Annotated in this window: 21 protein-coding genes; 2 read left to right on the top strand and 19 right to left on the bottom strand. The window is 70.0% G+C overall.

The features are described 5' to 3' along the window. Positions 1–2: 2 nt before the first annotated feature. The 10 genes from ACLBW1_RS05670 to ACLBW1_RS05625 all read right to left on the bottom strand — a co-directional run bounded on the left by ACLBW1_RS05670 (position 3) and on the right by ACLBW1_RS05625 (position 8,299). Complete coding sequence (locus ACLBW1_RS05670) at positions 3–296, bottom strand: hypothetical protein (RefSeq protein ID WP_447810610.1); 294 nt, start codon at positions 294–296, stop codon at positions 3–5. After that, complete coding sequence (locus tag ACLBW1_RS05665) at positions 293–868, bottom strand: DUF3093 domain-containing protein (RefSeq protein ID WP_447810609.1); 576 nt, start codon at positions 866–868, stop codon at positions 293–295. The genes ACLBW1_RS05670 and ACLBW1_RS05665 overlap by 4 nt, the downstream gene beginning before the upstream one ends. Then, positions 861–1,253, bottom strand: a complete 393-nt coding sequence (locus ACLBW1_RS05660; RefSeq protein WP_447810608.1) for a hypothetical protein — start codon at positions 1,251–1,253, stop codon at positions 861–863. Before ACLBW1_RS05660 ends, ACLBW1_RS05665 begins: the two co-directional genes overlap by 8 nt. Then, a complete protein-coding gene (locus tag ACLBW1_RS05655) occupies positions 1,250–2,221 on the bottom strand; it encodes a hypothetical protein (RefSeq protein WP_447810607.1) in 972 nt (323 codons plus the stop codon). Before ACLBW1_RS05655 ends, ACLBW1_RS05660 begins: the two co-directional genes overlap by 4 nt. A 65-nt stretch (positions 2,222–2,286) precedes the next feature. After that, positions 2,287–3,270, bottom strand: a complete 984-nt coding sequence (hemB, locus tag ACLBW1_RS05650) for a porphobilinogen synthase (protein WP_447810606.1) — start codon at positions 3,268–3,270, stop codon at positions 2,287–2,289. Positions 3,271–3,285: 15 nt separating this feature from the next. Further along, positions 3,286–4,941, bottom strand: a complete 1,656-nt coding sequence (locus tag ACLBW1_RS05645) for a uroporphyrinogen-III synthase (RefSeq protein WP_447810604.1) — start codon at positions 4,939–4,941, stop codon at positions 3,286–3,288. Between the two features lie 68 nt (positions 4,942–5,009). Beyond that, positions 5,010–5,936, bottom strand: coding sequence for a hydroxymethylbilane synthase (hemC, locus tag ACLBW1_RS05640; protein WP_447810603.1), 927 nt, complete (start codon positions 5,934–5,936; stop codon positions 5,010–5,012). After that, on the bottom strand, positions 5,933–7,285 hold the full coding sequence (locus tag ACLBW1_RS05635) for a glutamyl-tRNA reductase (protein WP_447810602.1): 1,353 nt from the start codon (positions 7,283–7,285) through the stop codon (positions 5,933–5,935). The genes hemC and ACLBW1_RS05635 overlap by 4 nt, the downstream gene beginning before the upstream one ends. After that, complete coding sequence (locus ACLBW1_RS05630) at positions 7,282–7,998, bottom strand: redox-sensing transcriptional repressor Rex (protein ID WP_447810601.1); 717 nt, start codon at positions 7,996–7,998, stop codon at positions 7,282–7,284. The genes ACLBW1_RS05635 and ACLBW1_RS05630 overlap by 4 nt, the downstream gene beginning before the upstream one ends. Before the next feature lie 49 nt (positions 7,999–8,047). Further along, on the bottom strand, positions 8,048–8,299 hold the full coding sequence (locus ACLBW1_RS05625) for a glutaredoxin family protein (RefSeq protein ID WP_447810600.1): 252 nt from the start codon (positions 8,297–8,299) through the stop codon (positions 8,048–8,050). Positions 8,300–8,395: 96 nt separating this feature from the next. Between ACLBW1_RS05625 and ACLBW1_RS05620 the strand changes: the two genes are divergently transcribed. Both ACLBW1_RS05620 and ACLBW1_RS05615 read left to right on the top strand, forming a co-directional pair. Next, positions 8,396–9,538 carry an HAD family hydrolase gene (locus ACLBW1_RS05620; RefSeq protein WP_447810599.1) on the top strand — a complete coding sequence of 381 codons (1,143 nt, stop codon included), beginning with the start codon at positions 8,396–8,398 and terminating at the stop codon, positions 9,536–9,538. A gap of 186 nt (positions 9,539–9,724) precedes the next feature. Further along, the gene (locus tag ACLBW1_RS05615) at positions 9,725–10,492 is read left to right on the top strand and encodes a DUF559 domain-containing protein (protein ID WP_447810598.1); all 768 of its coding nucleotides are present in this window, start codon (positions 9,725–9,727) and stop codon (positions 10,490–10,492) included. Positions 10,493–10,558: 66 nt separating this feature from the next. Here ACLBW1_RS05615 and ACLBW1_RS05610 read toward each other — a convergent pair whose 3' ends face one another. The 9 genes from ACLBW1_RS05610 to ACLBW1_RS05570 all read right to left on the bottom strand — a co-directional run bounded on the left by ACLBW1_RS05610 (position 10,559) and on the right by ACLBW1_RS05570 (position 18,940). Continuing rightward, positions 10,559–11,698 carry a lysophospholipid acyltransferase family protein gene (locus tag ACLBW1_RS05610; protein ID WP_447810597.1) on the bottom strand — a complete coding sequence of 380 codons (1,140 nt, stop codon included), beginning with the start codon at positions 11,696–11,698 and terminating at the stop codon, positions 10,559–10,561. Positions 11,699–11,810: 112 nt separating this feature from the next. Continuing rightward, a complete protein-coding gene (locus ACLBW1_RS05605) occupies positions 11,811–12,869 on the bottom strand; it encodes an NAD-dependent epimerase/dehydratase family protein (protein WP_447810596.1) in 1,059 nt (352 codons plus the stop codon). Positions 12,870–12,958: 89 nt separating this feature from the next. Further along, a complete protein-coding gene (locus ACLBW1_RS05600; RefSeq protein WP_003402602.1) occupies positions 12,959–13,060 on the bottom strand; it encodes a 30S ribosomal protein bS22 in 102 nt (33 codons plus the stop codon). A gap of 220 nt (positions 13,061–13,280) precedes the next feature. Then, positions 13,281–13,598: a helix-turn-helix domain-containing protein gene (locus ACLBW1_RS05595; protein WP_447810592.1), complete on the bottom strand. Its 318-nt coding sequence runs from the start codon at positions 13,596–13,598 to the stop codon at positions 13,281–13,283. Between the two features lie 215 nt (positions 13,599–13,813). Further along, complete coding sequence (gene proC, locus ACLBW1_RS05590) at positions 13,814–14,686, bottom strand: pyrroline-5-carboxylate reductase (RefSeq protein WP_447811156.1); 873 nt, start codon at positions 14,684–14,686, stop codon at positions 13,814–13,816. A 37-nt stretch (positions 14,687–14,723) separates the two neighbouring features. Next, positions 14,724–15,569, bottom strand: coding sequence for a thioesterase family protein (locus ACLBW1_RS05585; RefSeq protein ID WP_447810590.1), 846 nt, complete (start codon positions 15,567–15,569; stop codon positions 14,724–14,726). A 27-nt stretch (positions 15,570–15,596) separates the two neighbouring features. Continuing rightward, a complete protein-coding gene (locus ACLBW1_RS05580) occupies positions 15,597–16,460 on the bottom strand; it encodes a sugar phosphate isomerase/epimerase family protein (protein WP_447810589.1) in 864 nt (287 codons plus the stop codon). Next, positions 16,460–17,926, bottom strand: a complete 1,467-nt coding sequence (locus tag ACLBW1_RS05575) for a hypothetical protein (protein WP_447810588.1) — start codon at positions 17,924–17,926, stop codon at positions 16,460–16,462. The genes ACLBW1_RS05580 and ACLBW1_RS05575 overlap by 1 nt, the downstream gene beginning before the upstream one ends. Before the next feature lie 36 nt (positions 17,927–17,962). After that, a complete protein-coding gene (locus ACLBW1_RS05570) occupies positions 17,963–18,940 on the bottom strand; it encodes a Ppx/GppA phosphatase family protein (RefSeq protein WP_447810587.1) in 978 nt (325 codons plus the stop codon). Between the last annotated feature and the right edge of the window lies 1 nt (position 18,941).

Raw genomic sequence — 18,941 nt, 5'->3', positions numbered from 1 at the left:
TCTCAGACAGGTGCCACCGCGTCGGCGTCGCCCTGGCGGCGCCGACGCTGCAGTGCCCGCGTGACCGCGACGTAGGTGGCGATCACGGCGGCGAGTACGCACGCTGTCGCGCCGCCGATCCGGTTGCCGCTGTAGGTCGTCAGTGAATACGGGCCGCCCACGGTGCGGTCGTCGACGGTGAGCGGCGGGTAGTCGCTGGAGGTGACCGAGGTGAACGCCAGCCACACCGCGAGGGCCACGAAGATCAGTGCCACGATCACCGCGATGCCCGCCACCAGGCGGTCGCGCCCGGTCATGAGTCCTCGTCCTGCTCGTCGGCGTCGCGGCGTTTGGTGAGGTCGGGCTGAGCCGACCCGCGGGGGCCCAGCCCCATCTGGACCGCGAGGAGCGCCTCGGTCAGTTCTTGACGGAGGCGTCGGTGATCCCGCGCCCAGGCCTGGGTCAGCTTCCCCGAGGTGAGGGTGAGGCCGATGCCGGTACGCCGGCGCGGCACGCCCGACAGTTCGCCGAGCGCCGAGGCGCTCTCCCAGTCCTTCGGGTCGGGGGCGTTGTTCTCGGGGTGGATCTTCTCGATGTCGGTGAGCGGGATGGTCTTCACGCCCTGGCGCAGGGTGGTCTCGGTGAGACACACGCTGACGTGCTGACGCGCGGCGTAGACCTGGATGAGCGCGAAGCCGGTGAGCACCACGAAGAAGATGGACAGCACGGGCCAGTGGATCTGACCGGGACCGGTCGCCTCGACCGCGACGACCGCCGCGATGAGCAGCGGCCCGATCGACACCACCCACCAGCTGCCGCCGTTCTCCCGGAACAGCACCGCGCCGGGGTCGTCGGCGGTGTGGTCGTGCGGGTCGGGCCGGTCAGCCACCGATCGGTCCCCCGGTGAACCACTTCTCCGCCGCGGGGCGATACGCCATCATCGATCCGACGAGACCCACCAGCCCGCTGACCAGCAGGAACGGGTCGAAGAACAGCACCGCGACGAGCATCCCGGCCATGGTGACCACGAGCGTCAGCACCGACACCGTCGACCGCCACCTCGCATCGGGGGTCGCGGCCCGGCGCCCCAGGACGAAGACCGCCGCGGCGATGGCGATGCTGATGACGCCGAGTCCGATGCCGAACGCGCTGCCGCTGCCGATGCCGATCAGGAGGAACCACACCGCCGAGGCCCCGAACAACACCGCCGAGGCCAGCCACAACCGCGCGGCCCACACCGCCATCGGCGGGACGACGCCGCCGCCTGCGCTCATCGGCGCGACTCCCCGTCGGGGGAGGCCCCATCGGGTGAGGCCCCGCCGGACCGCTCGTCAGGAGCGGACAGGTCACGCTCCCGCACGTTCTCGCCCGTCGCCGGCCGCGCCGACGACCGGTCATCGGACGGTGGTGTCGACGGTGTCGAGTCGTGGGCCTGCTGATAGGCCTGGGGCTCGAAGGTACGGGGGTCGTAGGCGTGCGGGTCGTAGTACGGGCTCGGCGGCTGGTACCCCTGGTCCTGCTGCGTGGGCGGCTGATACCGATTCGGGTCGTACTGGGGCGACGGGACCTGTGGCGACGGGTACTGGTTCGACGGGCCCTGCGCGGGCGGGTACACATTCGGCGCGTAGGGGTTGGGCGGGTACTGAGTCGGCGGATACGGGGCCGGTGGGTACGAGCCGGGCGGGAACGGCGTGGGGGTCGCGCCGCCGCGTCGATAGACCGCCATGTCGCGGCAGAACTTCTCGGAATCCTTCTGCAGCAGCAGGTATCCCGCACCCAGCGCGGCCACGCCGCTGATCACCGCAGGGATGGTCGTCCAGGCGGGACCCGCGTCACCGAAGAGCGCGAACACCGCCTGCACCACGAGGAAGCCGCTGAGGAACGACAGCACCAGACGCGCCCAGTTGTGCCCCGACCGCGCCAACCACACCAGCAGCAACGACACCGCCGTCACCACCACGCCGACACCGACGAACGCTCCGACGATGAGGCCGGTCGACGCGACGAGATCGGGCTGGTCGGTCGACGCCTCGCGCACCGCGCGCCGCACCGAGTCGGATGCGGCCGAGTACTGACCGCCGTAGGCGATGGCCTGCCCCGCGATCACCACCAGCCACAACTCGGTCCCGATCGCCATCGGCGCGGCCAGCGTCGGCTTGGGGTTGCCCGGACCGGGATCCGGATGGGTGCCCTGGTTCGGCGGCCCCTGCTGCGGCGGCCGCGGATTCGACGGGTACGACATGGCACATAGAGTAGTGCCCCGCCAAGATGCGGCGACGTCTGCCCAGTTCAGGGCGCCGAAACCGGTCAGCCCAGGCGACGGGCGACCTCGGTGGCCCAGTAGGTGAGGACGATCGAGGCGCCGGCCCGACGGATCGAGGTCAGCGACTCCATGATGGCGGCGTCGCGGTCGATCCAGCCGCGTTCGGCGGCGGCGGTGATCATCGAGTACTCGCCCGAGATCTGGTAGGCGGCGACCGGGGCGTCGGTCGCGTTGGCCACGTCGCGCACGATGTCGAGGTAGCTCATCGCCGGCTTCACCATCACGATGTCGGCGCCCTCGGCGAGGTCGAGTTCGAGTTCGCGCAGCGCCTCGTCGCGGTTCGCCGGATCCTGCTGGTAGGTCCGCCTGTCCCCCTGCAGCGTCGAGCCGACCGCCTCGCGGAACGGACCGTAGAACGCCGACGCGTACTTGGCGGTGTAGGCGAGAATGCCGGTGTCGGTGTGCCCGGCGGCATCGAGCGCGTCGCGGATGGCGCCGACCTGGCCGTCCATCATCCCGCTCGGACCGAGCAGATGCGCACCCGCCTCCGCCTGGGCGAGCGCCATCGACACGTACCGGTCGAGGGAGGCGTCGTTGTCGACGCGGCCGAGATCGTCGAGCACGCCGCAGTGGCCGTGGTCGGTGAACTCGTCGAGACAGGTGTCGGCCATCAGCACCGTTGCGTCACCGAATTCGTCTCGCAGTGCGCGTAATCCGCGGTTGAGGATGCCGTCAGGGTCGTCGGCACCCGAGCCGATCGCGTCCTTGTCCTCGTTGCGCGGCACACCGAACAGCATCAATCCGCCGACACCGGCCGCGATCGCCTCGGCTGCCGCCGTGCGCAGCGAGTCGAGCGTGTGCTGCACCACGCCGGGCATCGACGAGATCGGGTTCGGTTCGCCGAGGCCATCGGCCACGAACATCGGCAGCACGAGATGCCGTGGCTCCAACGACGTCTGGGCCACGAGCCGACGCATCGCCGGATCGGTGCGCAACCGACGGGGCCGGATGTAGGGGTGAACGCTCATGGACTCACCCTACGTTCAGGAACGCGAGCGACGGGCCTTCTTGCGCGGCGGGGGTAGGGCACCCTCGGCGCGCAGACGCGAGGCGTGCTCGGCCAGTGCGTCGACGAGGTCGGGCACCGACGCCGACTCGGGCTGGACATCGACCCGAAGCCCGAATTCCGTTGCCGTCTCGGCGGTCTTGGGCCCGATACACGCCACGATGGTGCGCGCGTGCGGCTTGCCCGCGATGCCCACGAGGTTGCGGACGGTGGAGCTCGAGGTGAAGCAGACCGCGTCGAACCCGCCGGTCTTGATCATCTCGCGGGTCGTCGCCGGCGGCGGTGCCGCCCGCACGGTGCGGTAGGCGGTGACATCGTCGATCTCCCAGCCGCGATCCCGCAGACCCTCCGACAGCGTCTCGGTCGCGATGTCCGCGCGGGGCAACAGGATCCGGTTCACCGGATCGAACACGTCGTCGTACGGCGGGAAGTCGTCGAGCAGACCCAGCGACGACTGCTCGCCGCTCGGGATGAGTTCGGGGTTGATGCCGAAGGTGCGCACCTTCTCCGCGGTGGCCTCGCCGACACAGGCGATCTTCACGCCGCTGAAAGCGCGTGCGTCCAAACCGAACTCGGCAAACTTCTCCCACACCGCGCGCACCGCGTTGGTGGAGGTGAACACCACCCACTGGTAGCGGCCGTCGACGAGACCCTTGACCGCGCGTTCCATCTGCGCGGGACTGCGGGGCGGCTCGACGGCGATGGTCGGCACCTCCATCGGGATCGCGCCGTGCACCACGAGCCGGTCGCTCATGTCGCCGGCCTGATCCTTGGTGCGCGGCACCAACACGGTCCAGCCGTACAGCGCGCGCGACTCCCACCAGCTGAGCTTGCCGCGCTGGGCGACGACCTTGCCGACGGTGACGATGAGCGGTCCCTGCAGGCCCGCGCCCTTGTCGTTGAGGGTCGCCAGTGTCGCCTCGATGGTGCGCTGCTGGCAGGTGGTGCCGTTGACGGTGACCGCGACCGGGGTCTGCGCGGCGACACCGTGCTCGGTGAGCGCGCTGGCCGTCTCGGCCAGGTGACCTGCGGTGGCGTGGAGCACCAGCGGACCGGGTGCGGCCGCGAGCGCGGCCCAGTCGACCTCGCCCCGGACATCGGCCTCGGTGTGGCTCGAGCCCAACGGCATACCCGCGTAGCTCGGCACCGCGGCGGCGGCCGGGAGGCCGGGGATGATCTCGAAGCCCACCGATGTGCGTGCGACGGCGGTGACCTCGGCCAGCACAGAATCCGTGGTCAGCGGGTCGCCGGAGACGAGGCGGACCACGTCGTCGCCGGCCTTCGCGGCGGCGAGCAGGGTCTTGGCGACCTCACCCGGATCGCCCAGGGCCGGTCGGATGCGCGCGACCGAGGAGTCGTGCTCATCCACGGCGGGCGGGGTGTCGGTGGGGGCGTCGTCACCGTCGGCGGCGGCATCGGCCGGTGCGGGCTCGACGTGTCCGACCGGGGATTCCTCCACCGGGATGTCGGCACCGATGAGTGCGGTGACACCCGCGGGGACATCGGCATCGACGAACACGGTGCTCGCCGACGCGATGGCGTCTCGGGCGCGAAGCGTCAGCAGTGCCGGATCTCCGGGGCCCGATCCGACAAACAGGATCCGACCCGGACTGGCCTTCTTCGTACGGCTCATTCGTGCGCTCTCCTGACCCGTGCGGGGGTCCGTTGCGTTCGTTGACTACAGCGAACTGCGTTCGGCGGCTACTGGGACCGCATGACCTCCGCGGCCCCACGATCCAGCAGTTCTACGGCGAGTTCCCGCCCGAGATCGGCAGCGCGTTCGACCGGTCCCACCAGCGACGACCGGATCACATCGGATCCGTCCTCCGCAGCGACCGCCGCGCGCAGCGACAGCTCGGTGAAGATGCGCCCGTCGTCGTCGAGCGACTCCACCACCTCGGCGATCGCTCCGACCGGGGCCGTGCAACCTGCCTCCAGGGCTGCCAACACGGCTCGCTCGGCATCGACCGCCGCCCGTGTGGGGGCGTCGTCCAACTCGGCGAGAATGCTCACCAGTTCGGCATCGTCGGAGCGGCACTCCACAGCGAGGGCACCTTGTGCAGGTGCCGGAAGCAACACGACCGGGTCGAACGCCTCGGTGACCTCATCGGCACGACCGATACGAACCAGCCCGGCACGGGCCACCACCACTGCGTCGAGTTCGCCGCTGGCGACTTTGCCCAACCGAGAGTCAAGGTTGCCTCGTAGGGGGCGGATTTCCAAACCCAGACCCAGTGCGTTAAGCTGCGCGATCCTCCGCGGGGCCGAGGTCCCGACGGTCGATCCCGGCGGCAGTTCCCCCAGCACCCGGCCACCCGATGCGACCAGCGCATCTCGCGAGTCCTCGCGCGGCGGGACGGCGGCGATGGTGAGCACCGGGTCGACCGCGGTGGGCAGGTCCTTGTAGGAGTGCACGGCGACGTCGATGTCGCGCGCGTGCAGCGCGTTGCGGATGGCGGTGGTGAACACCCCCACGCCGATCTTCTCCACCGGCTCGGCCGACAGGTCCCCCGCCGTGGTGATGACGACCAGCTCCGCGTCGTGGCCCGCCGCGATCAACTGGTCACGGATGACCCCCGACTGCGTGGTCGCCAACAGCGATCCACGCGTCCCGATTCTGATGGTCAACGGTCACTCCCCGTGACCGGCAGACCGGTCTCGGGAGCCGACACGGATTCTGCTGCACCGGGAGTCAGTTCGAACAGCTCGCGCAGCGCCTCGGCGTAGTGGTCGCCGTTGGGGGTCGACGCGAGCTGCTTCACACGCACCGTCGGTGCGTGGAGCAGCTTGTCGACCACGCGTCGCACGGCCTTGGCGACCTCGTCGCGCTGCGGGTCGTCGAGCCCGGGCAGCCGGGTCTCGAGGCGCATGATCTCGGCCTCCACCATCTCGGCGGCGCGTTGGCGCAGGGCGGTGACGGTCGGGGTCACCTCGGCCTGACGCTGCAGGGTGAGGTATTCGGCGAGCTCGCCGGCGACGATCGCACGGGCGGCGCTGGCGTCGGCGGCCGCGGCCTGGGTCGCCCCGTCGGCGCGGAGCCCCTCGATGTCGACGATGTGGACATGCGGCAGCTTCGCCGCAGCGGGATCGACGTTGCGCGGCAGACCGAGATCGCAGATCACGAGCGGGGTGGTGCGTGTGCGCCGCGCCAGGGCCGAGTGCACCTCACCGACGCTGACCAGCGAGCCGACCGTGCCGGTACAGCTCACGAGCACATCGGCCTCGGCGACCGCGGTGGCCAGCTCGGACATCGCCACCGACGTCGCCCGCACGCCGTGGTTCTTCGCCACGTTCGCGGCGAGGTGATCGGCCTTCTCGGCGGTGCGGTTGACGATCGCCAGATCGAGCACGCCGTCGCGGGCGAGGTGGGCCGCGGCCAGCGCACCCATGGCGCCCGCACCGAGAACGACCGCCGACCCGATGGTCCCCGGGGTCTCGCGGGTGCCGAGCAGCGCACGGGCGCGGTCGAGGGCGACCGACACCACCGACGCACCGGCGCGGTCGATGCCGGTCTCGGTGTGCACCCGCTTGCCGACGCGTAGCGCCTGCTGCGCGAGTTCGTGCAGGACGCGGCCGGCCGAGGAATGCTCATCGGCACTGGCGTAGGCCGAGCGGATCTGGCCGAGGATCTGCTGCTCGCCGACCACCATGGAATCCAGACCGGCGGCCACGGTGAACAGGTGCTCGACGGCGGCCTCGGAGTAACGGACGTAGGCGTGCTGCGTCATCTCGTTCACGGTCATGCCCGAGTGCTCGCCGATGACCGCACCCACCGCCTCCAGCGCGGGGTGGAAGGCGTCGACGACGGCGTATATCTCCACCCGGTTGCAGGTCGAGACCATCATGACCTCGGAGATCTGCGGGGTGTCGAGGAGTTGGTCGACCAGCTTGGGCCGATCTCCGTCGGACACCGCGAGGCGTTCGAGCACCGAGACCGGCGCGCTGCGGTGGGACACTCCGAACAAGAAGATGCTCACACTGACACTGCTTTCTGGGTCGCTCCGCTCACGGCGTTCTGGGTGGCTGCGCCCCCCGGATCACGCCGCGAGGCGTTGAACGCGAGGACCTGGAGCTCGAGGGCCAGGTCGACGGGTCGGACGTGCACCGACGGCGGCGTGTGCAGCGCCACGGTCGTGAAGTTGAGGATCTGTCGAACGCCGGCCAGCACGAAGGTGTCGCAGGTCTGCTGCGCGATCTTCTCCGACGTCGCCACCACGGCGATGTCGACGTTCTTCGCCGCGCATTCGGCGGACAGTTCGGTCATCGGTGCCACGATCATCTCAACGCCCCCGGCACCGAATGTGGTGCCCACGAGGTCGGGGTCAGTGTCGAACATCGCAACCACGCGGAACCCGCGGCCGAGTCCGGTGTGGGCGAGCAGGGCCCGTCCGAGGTGACCGGCGCCGGCCAGCGCGACGTTGTGGGTGTCGGACGTGCGCAGCGCCAGAGCGATGCGGGCGGTGAGGCGACCGACGTCGTAGCCGACGCCGCGCACGCCGTTCGCGCCGACATGGGAGAGGTCCTTGCGCAGGATCGCCGGGTTCACACCTGCGGCGGTGGCCAGCTGTCCGCTCGAGGCCACCATGACACCGTGCTCACTGAACGACCGCAGCACGTGCAGATAGGCAGCCAACCGCGCCACGGAGGCAGCGGGGATCGACGATGTCACGTCGTCGTCGGCATGGGACACAGGGGCGAGGGTATACCGCTTGTGAACGCATTCACAAAGAAGGGTTGGTTCACCTCGCGGCGTCGAGGTCGGCCCGTAGTCGGGGCATGTCCACCTCGCCGTAACTGTGTTCACGCTCGTCGAGCAGCACCACGGGCAGCCGGTCGCCGAACTCGGCACGCAACCCCGGATCGTGCGCGGCCGCGGTGTCGACGTCGACGATCTCGAGCGTCGTGTCGTACTCCACCGACACCGGCTCCAGCTCCTCGAGCGCACGGGCACAGGCCGGGCAACCCGCGCGGGTCAGCAGGGTGATCACCATGGGGTCCGATTGTGCACCGGGCCGCGGGGTGCGGTGAGCGGGGTGTCGTGGGCGGGTGAGGCTAGGCTTGGAGGCCGAGGAGCAGGAGGCGATCTGGTGACCGATACGCCCGGCGACACCGACCCCGAGAGGTCGATGCACACCGGCCCCACCGGCGACGGTGAGCACGAACCCGACGTGATCCCCCCGGTGCCCGCCGAGCAGTCCGTCGACCCTGTGACCACCACGGATCCGGTCGGCGGCGACGACCGCGAGCCCGGTGGCACCGTCAGCAACTGGATCTCCTCGCGGGCCAACCGCTCGACCCAGTCGGGTCGGGTCGGTCGCTTCCGCCAGTCCGCCGCCGAACTCCGGCACTCCCTCGCCGGAGAGGCCAGCGCGCAGGCCGCCTACGCCACCCTCGAACGTCGCGGCCGCCTCGCCGGACCTGTCCACGACGACGACGAGCCCGGTGCCCCCACCGACGTCCCGCCCGATCTCACCGCCGCGGCCTTCTTCGACGTCGACAACACCCTCGTGCAGGGCGCGTCGATCGTCCACTTCGCCCGCGGTCTCGCCGCCCGCGACTACTTCTCCTACCGCGACATGGCCGAATTCGCCTGGGCGCAGGCCAAGTTCCGGATCAGCGGCCGCGAGAACGCCGACGACGTCGCGTCGGGTCGTGAGAAGGCCCTGGCCTTCATCGCCGGCCGGTCGACGGAGGAACTGCGCAGACTCGGCGAGGAGATCTTCGACGAGACGATCGCCGACAAGATCTGGCCGGGCACCCGCACGCTGGCGCAGATGCACCTCGACGCCGGGCAACAGGTCTGGCTGGTGACGGCCACCCCGCTCGAACTCGCCCAGACCATCGCCGACCGCCTCGGCCTCACCGGCGCGCTCGGCACCGTCGCCGAGAGCGTCGACGGGAAGTTCACCGGACGACTCGTCGGCGACATCCTGCACGGTCTCGGCAAGGCCCACGCCGTACGTCAACTCGCGGTGCGTGAGGGTCTCAACCTCAAGCGCTGCACGGCGTACTCCGACTCCCACAACGACGTCCCGATGCTGTCGCTGTGCGGGACCGCCGTCGCGATCAACCCCGACGCCGACCTCCGCGATGTCGCCCGCGTCCGCGGCTGGGAGATCCGCGACTACCGCACCGCCCGCAAGGCCGCCAAGATCGGCCTGCCCACCGCGGTGCTGCTCGGTGCCGCCGGCGGCGGAGCCGTCGCCGCGGCCCGTCGTTTCCGCGACTGATCGACCACGCCGTCCACAACGTGCACGAATAGAACGAAGAGCGTGGACTATCCACAGCTCGGTGCTGAACGGTGAACGCTGTGGACAAGGTATTGCGGTCCGCGGCCGCCACCTCCGGTGTCCGGAAAACTGCCCGAGATGCGGGACCCGGGGGTGTACACATGGCAACAGCTCGAGCGGTCGGGGATGACACAGGCCGACGTGCGTCGCGCCCTGCGAACCGGTGACCTGATTCGACTACGACGTGGCTGGTACGCCGCGTCGACGGCCGACGCGCGGGTGGTCGAGGCCGTTGCCGGCGGCGGGGTTCTGAGCTGTGTGTCGGCGCTTCGCTGGCACGGGGTGTGGGTGCCCGAGCAGCCCCGAGGTACCCATACCCGGGCGAACACCGGACGCGACCGCCTCGGCCGGCACTGCTCCCAGCACGGCCGGCCGGTGGCCGAACACGGCGCGGTCGACGACATCCCGATCGCCCTGCGCCATGCCGCGCGATGCCTCGACGACGAGGGGTTCATCGTCGTCTGCGATTCGATCCTGGCGTCGGGACAGCTACGACCCGAGGATCTGGAAGCGGTGCTCCAGGGAGCGCCCGCTCGTACGATCGCACTGCTCGAGAAATGCGATCCGCACGCCGAGTCGGGAACCGAGACGATGGTGCGACTCCGGCTGCGGTCGCGGAACATCCGGGTGCGGACACAGGTCCACATCACGAGGGTGGGGCGGGTCGATCTGGTCGTCGGTGATCGTTTGATCATCGAGACCGACGGAGAGCGCTATCACTCAGGGATCGAGAAGTTCACCGAGGACCGCCGCCGGGATCGCGAGGCCATACGTCAGGGGTACCTCCCGCTGCGCTTCACCTACAGCGACGTCGTGGACAGCTGGGAGATCACGAAGAGATCGGTCGAGGATCTCGTTGCAACGCGACGGCATCAGTGGCCGCGCCACAGATAGCACCGATGGGATGCGGCACGTGGATCATCCACACGCCGATGCGCATCGGTGCGAGTTGTGGACAGGTCAGCCGAAGTAGACCGAGCCGCGACGGGAGAGCATGCGGAAGAGGGTCTGCTGGATCTCTTCGCGGACGTGGTCGGTCAGGTCGAAGACGACCATGGGGTCCTCCGCGGCCTGCTCGTCGTAGTGGCTGGTCTCGATGGGCTTGCCGAAGTGGATGTGCCACTTCGAGGGCAGCGGCACCAGGCCGAGCGGGCCGAGCAGCGGGAACGTCGGGGTGACCGGGATGTAGGGCAACCCCAGGACCCGGGCGAGCGGCTTCAGGTCGCTGAGCATCGGGTAGATCTCCTCCGACCCCACGATCGACACCGGGATGATCGGCACGGCCGCACGCAGGGCGGTGGTGACGAACCCGCCGCGACCGAACCGCTGCAGTTTGTACCGGTCCTTGTAGAGCTTGCCGACACCCTTGAACCCCTCGGGCCACACGGCGGTCAGCTCACCGCCGCGCAGGAGGCGTTCGGCGTCGGCGGTGCACGCCAGGGTCGAGCCGGTGCGGCGGGCGAGCTGGCCGACGAACGGCGACTCGAAGGCGAGGTCGGCGGCCAGCATCCGCAGGAACCGGGCACGCGGATGGTGATCGTGGACGGCGACCGATGTCATCAGGGCGTCGATCGGGATGGTGCCCGCGTGGTTCGCGACGAGCAGCGCGCCGCCCTCGTCGGGGATGTTCTCGATGCCGGTGACCTCGACGCGGAACCACTTGTCGAACAGCACCCGCATCGCGGGCAGGAACACACCTTCGGTGAAGTGGCGATCGAAGCCGAAGTCGTCGACCTCGTAGTCACCGGTCAGTCGCTCGCGCAGGTAACCCGCGCCGGAGATCACCGAATCGGCGACCGCGGACCGCAGTCCGGTGAGGCTGAACAGTGGGCTGGTGGTGCGACCGACGGGCAGGCCCGAGGCGTCGAGGCGTGCGACGACGTCGGCGTTGATCGGGGTGATCTCGGCGGTCGTCGCGTCGGTCTCGACCGGGGCGATGATGTCGGACGGTGTCGTCTCGGAAGACGTTGGGGCCGTGGGCTTCTGCTGCGAGGGGTGTCGGCGACGGACCTGTTCACGACTGGGCGCATCGGGTGGGGTCGCGTACAGCTGGATCACCTTGGCAGTCCGTGCGTCGGATGCGCCGTTGCCTTTGACCACTGTGCCGACACCCTTCCGCAAATCTCTCGCCGCTGCCCCCCGACAACGCGTATCAGCCCCGCCACGTGCCCTCGTCCGCCCAGTGTAGAAGGTGCGACAGATCGACGCTGCCTCAGACCAACGAGCGCGCGGTCTCGGCGATCCTCTGCTCGAGTCGATGCCACGCACCCGCCGACACCACCGGTTCCAACGGGCGTCGGGCGATGAAGTCGTCAAGCGTCTCGAGGCTCGAGTACTTCGGCGCGAACCCCAACTCCGCGCGCATGCGGGCGGTGTCGAGGACGCGTCCGTAGGTGAGATACGACGCCTGGTCGCCGTGCATCGTCGCCACCCGCATCCCGCGGAACACCCCCGCCACCGACCCCAACAGGTTGGCCGGCACCGGCAGCTCGACACGACCGGCACGACGGATCGCCTGGGTCAGTGTCACGACACCGTCGGCGGCGAGGTTGAACGTGCCGGGCCGACCGAGGAGGGTGGCGTGCTCGAGGGCCGCCAGCGCGTCCTCCTCGTGCAGGAACTGCAGTCGCGGCTGGTAGCCGATGACGACCGGGATGATGGGCGAGGAGAAGTAGATGGACATGCGCGTCGAGATCTTGGGACCGAGCATGGCCGTCGGACGCAGGATGGTGACGTCGATGTCGGTCCGCCGGCGGGCCAGGCCGCGGGCGTAGGACTCGACGTCGAGCAGGTCGCGGCCGTACCCGGTCGTCGGTTCGACGCGCGCGCGGTTGTCCTCGGCGAAATGCGCGGGGTCGGCGGCGCTGGAGCCGTAGACCATGCCGGTCGACCGCAGCACCAGGCGCCGCACCGACGGCGCCCGCTGGCACGCCGCGCACACCTGCATCGCACCGATGACGTTGAGTTCCTTGATCGCGGGCGAATGCGCCACGGTGTCCATCACCGACGTCGCCGCGTGCACGACGGTGTCGACGCGCGCGTTCTCGATGACCTTCGCGATGGTGGGGCGCCGGATGTCGGCACGCACGAATTCGGCGCGACCCATACGGCGGATCAGGTCTTTGCTGGGGACACGCGCATCGACGGCCAGGATCCGTTCGATCGACGGGTTCTGGGCGAGGCGGGTGGTGAGGTAGCCGCCGAGGAAGGTCGACGCACCGGTCACCAACACCACCTTCGGTGCATCTGACCGTGCGTTGGCGTCGCTCATGGGGTCACCCTAGCCATCACCGGCGACGGGCGCAGAGATGAGAAAACCCGCCGTCGTGCGGCGGGTTTCTCATCGGAGAACTCGGTCGATCACTTACCGAGTTTCCTGCGCTGCACTCGCGTGCGACGCAGAAGCTTGCGGTGCTTCTTCTTCGACATGCGCTTGCGGCGCTTCTTGATGACTGAACCCATCTCGGGTACCTCACGATCTGACCGAAAGTGCGGTCGGTTATCTGCGGATGTTCGGGCCTGCGCCCGAACCGCGCAGACGCGGGGCCTCGGAGGCCGTCGAGCACAACAAGGGTCCACGTTACCGTTCGCGGCGCGAGAGATGAAATCCTCGCGCGCGGATGCGGGCCACGTGGACGAAGGGGCGCCGGCCTCGTGGTCGGCGACCCCGTGCAACGTGGCGTCAGCCGACGTCGAAGTACGACGTCTCGAGGTAGTCGTGGACCGCTTTGGCATGCACCCGGAACGAGCGCCCGACACGTACCGCGGGCAGCTCGCCGCTGTGGACGAGCCGGTACACGGTCATCTTGGAGACACGCATCAGCGCGGCCACCTCGGCGACGGTCAGGAACTGCGTTCCCGAACCGACAGCATTCAACTGTCCGCCTCCGGCGGGATTGAGTTGGCCGCCAGAGGCGGGAGTGCTCGAGCCGCTCGAGGCCGGGGTGACCGGTGACCCACTGGGGCCGTTCCGGTCGCCGGCATTACTTGCAGGCGCCATGAAATTCTCATACCTCCGGTGCACGCGTCGCGGCCGCGGGCTTCCCCTCCCGCGGACACCAGACACGCACGTGCTCCAGGGAGCTTAGCGTGGCGCGTGGGAAAGATGCGACGTGAGTGGGTAACCATTCTGAGATTGACCGGTTGTCGAACCGATATACGGCGTGTCGCGGTCAAACGGCGGCGTGGCGCGTGCGAAAAAACGCGTCCACCGGGTCAGTTGCGGTCCGAGATGTCCGATGTCGCCGATCCGGAACCACCCGAGACGGGCCTCGCGTCGGCCGCGGCCATCGACGCACTCGCCGCGACGTTGGCCCGCATGGCCTCGTAGAACGCGTGCCGGAAGCCGTTGGCCTCGAGCTGACGGATCGCCTCGGCGGTGGTCCCGGCCGGTGAGGTGACCGCCGCGCGCAGGTCGACCGGCGACACCTTCGAATCGGTGAGCAGCACCCCGGCGCCGCGGATGGTCTGCCCGGCGAGCTCGGTGGCGACGGCACGGGTCAGCCCCAGCCCGACGCCGGCGTCGATCATCGCCTCGGCCATGAGGAACGCGTACGCCGGTCCCGACCCCGACAGCGCGGTGACCGCGTCCATCTGTTTCTCGGCCACCACGACGACCCGCCCGACCGACTCGAGCAACCCCACCACCGTCGCGACGTGGTCGTCGGTGGCGTAGCGACCGGGCGCGACCGCCGACATCGCCTCGTTCACGAGCATCGGGGTGTTGGGCATCACCCGCACCACCGGCGCGCCGGCGGGCAAGGTGTCCTCGTAGCGTCGCGTCGGCAGCCCCGCCACGAGGGTCACGGTGAGTCGTTCCACCTCGGCGTCGTCCTCCACCGCGGCCACCTTCGCGACGACGGCGTCGACATCGGCGGGTTTGATCGCGAGCACCACGATCGCGGCACCCTCGACGGCGTCGGCGACGTCGGTCACCCGCACGCCGTACTCCTCGACCAGTTCGGCCCTGCGTTCGTCCGATTTCTCCGCGACCACCAGGTCGCGGGTCGGTCGGCCCGATCGGATCAGTCCGGCGAGCAGCGCCTCCCCGATCTTGCCGCCGCCGATGATCGCCACACGCTGAGTCACTCGCATCCCTCTTCCCACGGATTCCGACACCAGCTGATCACGGCGCGCCCTCCGGGATCAACGCGAGTTGCCGCGACTGCACGATGAGCGCGCCGGTGGAGTCGATGACCCGATGGTCCTCTTCGAACCAGCCTGCGCCGACCTCGCTGGTGGACGACTCGATCCGCAGCCAACCCGGTGCGGGTGCGCGGCGCAGATACGCGGTGAGCTGCAGGGTCGGGGCCCAGCCGAGGAGGCCGAGGTTCATCACCACGGGGGCCGAGAGGTCACCGCACAGCACGGCGAACGGGCCGTCGGGATCCGAGCCGGTGGGGCGGGCCCAGATACGCATGATCGGGGCGCCGGTCTCACCGCGGATCATCGGCGTGGTCGCGGGGTCGTAGGCCATGTCGATGGCACCGGTGAGGTGCACGATGTCGGCCATCACCGAGTCCTTCGTCCACACGACGTCGGCGGGCGGTTCGACGGGCATCTCGGTCATCGCCTGCGGTGAGACGTAGTGCGGGTCGGCGGTGTCGGGCCGGCCGAGGGTGATCGACGACGACACCCGGGTGCGGCCACCCTGCACGATCTCGACCTCGACGAGCGAGATCCGACGACCCCGTTTGCGCACCCACACCACGACCTCCACCTCGGCCGGGTCGGGGGCACCGAGAAAGTCACTCGCCACTGCGATCGGGGCCAGGTCGGCGGGGACATCCGTTCCCTCCGGCGCGGTGTCGGCGAAGGCGCGCAGCGCGGCGTACGACGAGATCGCCTGCAGCGCACCGCCGTGCACCTTGCTACCGATGGTGAACACCGGATCGATGGTGATGAGGTAGGTGCGGCGGTCGGCGGATGCCTCCGCGGTGTCGCTGGGGCGTAGGTCGGCGAGCCGTTTCACCGGCGGTCTCCTTCGTCGGGTACGGGATCAGGTGCGCGCGAGGTGCTCGCGGGCGAACGCGAGCGACCGGGCGAGGATCTCACTGCGTTCGGGTTTGGTGCGCGCCGAGCCCGTCGTGACCTCGAGCACCACTCCCCCGGCGAAATCGCTCTCGGCGAGCCGACGGCACACCTCGACGCAGGGTTGGTTGCCGTCGCCGGGCACGAGGTGCTCGTCGACCGCGGCCCCGACACCGTCGGTGAGGTGCAGGTGGTTGAGGTTCGAGCCCATGCGTTCGAAGAGGGCGAGGGCGTCGACACCGGCGGTCGCGGTGTGCGAGAGATCCAGTGTGTAGTGCGCGAACCCGTCGTCGGTGGGGTCGATCGAGGTGCCGAAGGCCGAGACGTTGACGCCGGGGCCACCGCGCCGCTGCATCCGCTGCGCCGCCTCCTCGTACTTCCCGAAGACGCGATCGGCGCGCATGGGGAACATGTTCTCCACCGCGACCGCGACACCGCTGTCGGCCTCGAGCTCGGCGACCAGCGCCGAGAACTGCTTCACGTAGCGGCGCTGCCACCGGAACGGCGGGTGCACCACGACCGTCGAGGCGCCGAGGTCCTGCGCGGCGGTCACCGACCGTGCGAGTTTGGCGATGGGGTCGCGACCCCACACCCGCTGCGAGATGAGCAGGCACGGCGCATGCACCGACAGCACCGGCATGGCGTAGCGGTCGGACAGATAGTGGACGTGGTCGATGTCCTGGCTGACCTGTTCGCCCCACACCATCAACTCGACGCCGTCGAAACCCAGCTCGCTCGCGTACTGGAACGCGGCCTCGGTGTTCTGCGGATAGACCGACGCGGTCGACAGACCGATGGGGATGTCGACCTTCACCGGCCCCCGATCGGCCATCAGTTGCCCGAGGCGAGCAGGGCGAGGGGTCCGATGGTGACGACGAGACCGACGGCGAGCGCGAGCAGGGTGCTGATCAGATCCTGGCTGCGGCGCACCACGTGCACGAACGTGACCAGCCCGAAGATGACGACGACGCTGAGCACCAACGCGAAGTAGACGTTCCAACGCCACAGTTCGGTGAAGCCCAGGAACAACCCGACCCCGATCACCAGGCCGGCGAGCACCTGCAGACCCAGGATCATCCACTGCCGCATCGGCGAGGAGCCGTCGGTCGGCTGATCTGACTGATCCGACGGGTCCGACTGTGTCGAGGTCGTCGACGTCGAGTCGTCGGCCTTCTCCTCACGGACCCGGTCGCTGAGGCCGAACGCCGAGGTGCCCGGGTTCGACCTCGGGGCGGGGGTGTCGTATCCACCGAGCTGAGCCCGGTCGAGATCGACGACCTCGGTGTCGGGGTCGTCGTGCGCCTGGTTCTCGACGAGGGCACGGGGCTCGATGTGGTCATAGGGCAGGTCCGCGGGCGGGAGTTCGTCGAGATCGACGTCGTCGCGCTCGGGTTCGGGCGCGTGGCGGTACGGGTGATCGCGGGGAGCCTCGGCGACCGGATCCGCCGCGGGCTCGGCCTTCGGCGTGGGGTCGGCGGACGCGCGGGCATCGGTCAGGCGACGTAGCGCACCGCGCAGCCCACCGGTCTTCGCCGGCGGCTCGGGCTCCTCGGCGGGGACGTCCTCGAAGTTGCGGTAGCGCTCGAACTCTCGCTCGCGCTCCTCGGGCGACAGGTCGTCGAGATCGGAGTCGGCGGGCAGCGTCGGCCAGGCGACCAGCGGGGCGTCGGTGTAGCGCGGGATGATCCCGGTCGCCTCCTCGGCGGTGGCGCCGTCCGCGGCGAGTCGATCGCGGACCGCGCCGGCGCTGAGGTCGCGGGTCGGCGGGTGCACGGGACGGTCCGATGTCGGGCGGGACGACTCGGGAGCGGCCCAGCGGCCGGTGTCGGCGACCGGCGGACGACCCACCGGGGGCTCGGAACGCGGGAACGCGTCGGGATCGGCGGCCGGGCGCGGTGCCTCCGATCGGGGGAACCGCTTCGACCGCGGTTCGTATCGGGGCGTCGTCGGCGGAGAGATGTGGGCGTCGTCGGGGGACGGGACGAACGACGACTCCTGGGCGAGGGTGGCGTCGTCGGGCACGGCGTCGCCGCCGGTCACGTCGCCGAACGCGGTCGCGCGGTCGATCGCGGCGAAGCTGCCGGAATGCGCTGAACCGCCGCCGATACGGGGTTGCTCGCCGGTCAGTTCCGACACCGAGAACGAGCCGGCGCCACCACGACGTCGACGCCCGCCGCCCGAGTCGCCACCGCCGGAGTCGCCACCGCTCGCGGTGTCGGCGGCATCCGCCTCGGCCCGCCGGGCGAGGATCTCCGCGACCGAGATCGGGCGCGAATCCGGATCGGGTTCTCTTGCCATCAGATACTGCCCTTTCTCACGAGTGGGGTGTCGGCGTCATCGGGTGCCGACGCGGGAGACCGGCGCCCGCGGATCGGTGAGAGGCGCCATCGGCTCCCCGTCGAGCCTGCGCAGGATCACTCCCTCGCGCAGCGCCCATGGACAGATCTCGAGGGTATCGACCGACAACGCCCGCATCGACGCCTCGGCCACCAGCGCACCCGCGACGAGTTGGCCAGCGCGATCGGCGCTCACACCCTCGAGTTCGGCGCGGTCACCCACCGACATCCTCGAGATGAAGGCGATGAGCTGGCGCAGACCGTTGCTGGTGAGGGTCCGTGTGACGCGCGGCCCCGCGCTCGACGGCGCCGCCCCGGTGAGTCGCGCCAACGAACGGAACGTCTTCGAGGTCCCGACCGCGAGGTCGGGGGCGCCGGCGTCGGCGAGTGCCTTGGCCGGGCCGGCGAGTTCGGCGTCGAGCCAATCACGCAGCACCGCGACGCGTCGTTTTCCGGGCGGGTCCTCGGTCAGCCACTCGCGGGTGAGGCGGCCGGCGCCCAGCGGCAACGACAACGCGACGTCGGGTTCCTCGTCGACTCCGTTCGACAACTCCAGCGACCCGCCGCCGATGTCGAGGGCCAGGATCCGGCCGGCGCTCCAGCCGTACCAGCGGCGCACCGCGAGCGACGTCAGTCGGGCCTCGTCCTCGCCGGTGAGGACCTCCACTTCGACACCGGTCGCGGCGGCGACCTCGGCCAGCACGCGGTCGCAGTTGGTGGCGTCGCGTACCGCCGACGTCGCGAACGCCATCACCTGCTCACATCCCGATGTGCGGGCGATGGTGGTGAACTCGTCGACCGCCTCGACCAGCGCGCGAGCACCGCTGTCGGACAGTCGGCCCGAGCCGTCGATCTGCTCGGCGAGGCGCAGCGTCGACTTCGTGGAACTCATCGGGGTGGGGTGCCCACCGCGATGGGCATCGACCACCAACAGGTGGACGGTGTTGCTTCCCACGTCGAGAACTCCTAGGCGCACG

This window comes from Williamsia sp. M5A3_1d (assembly GCF_053345315.1).
Note: the sequence above shows the minus strand (reverse complement) of the source record. Positions and strands in the feature narration are given on the sequence as shown.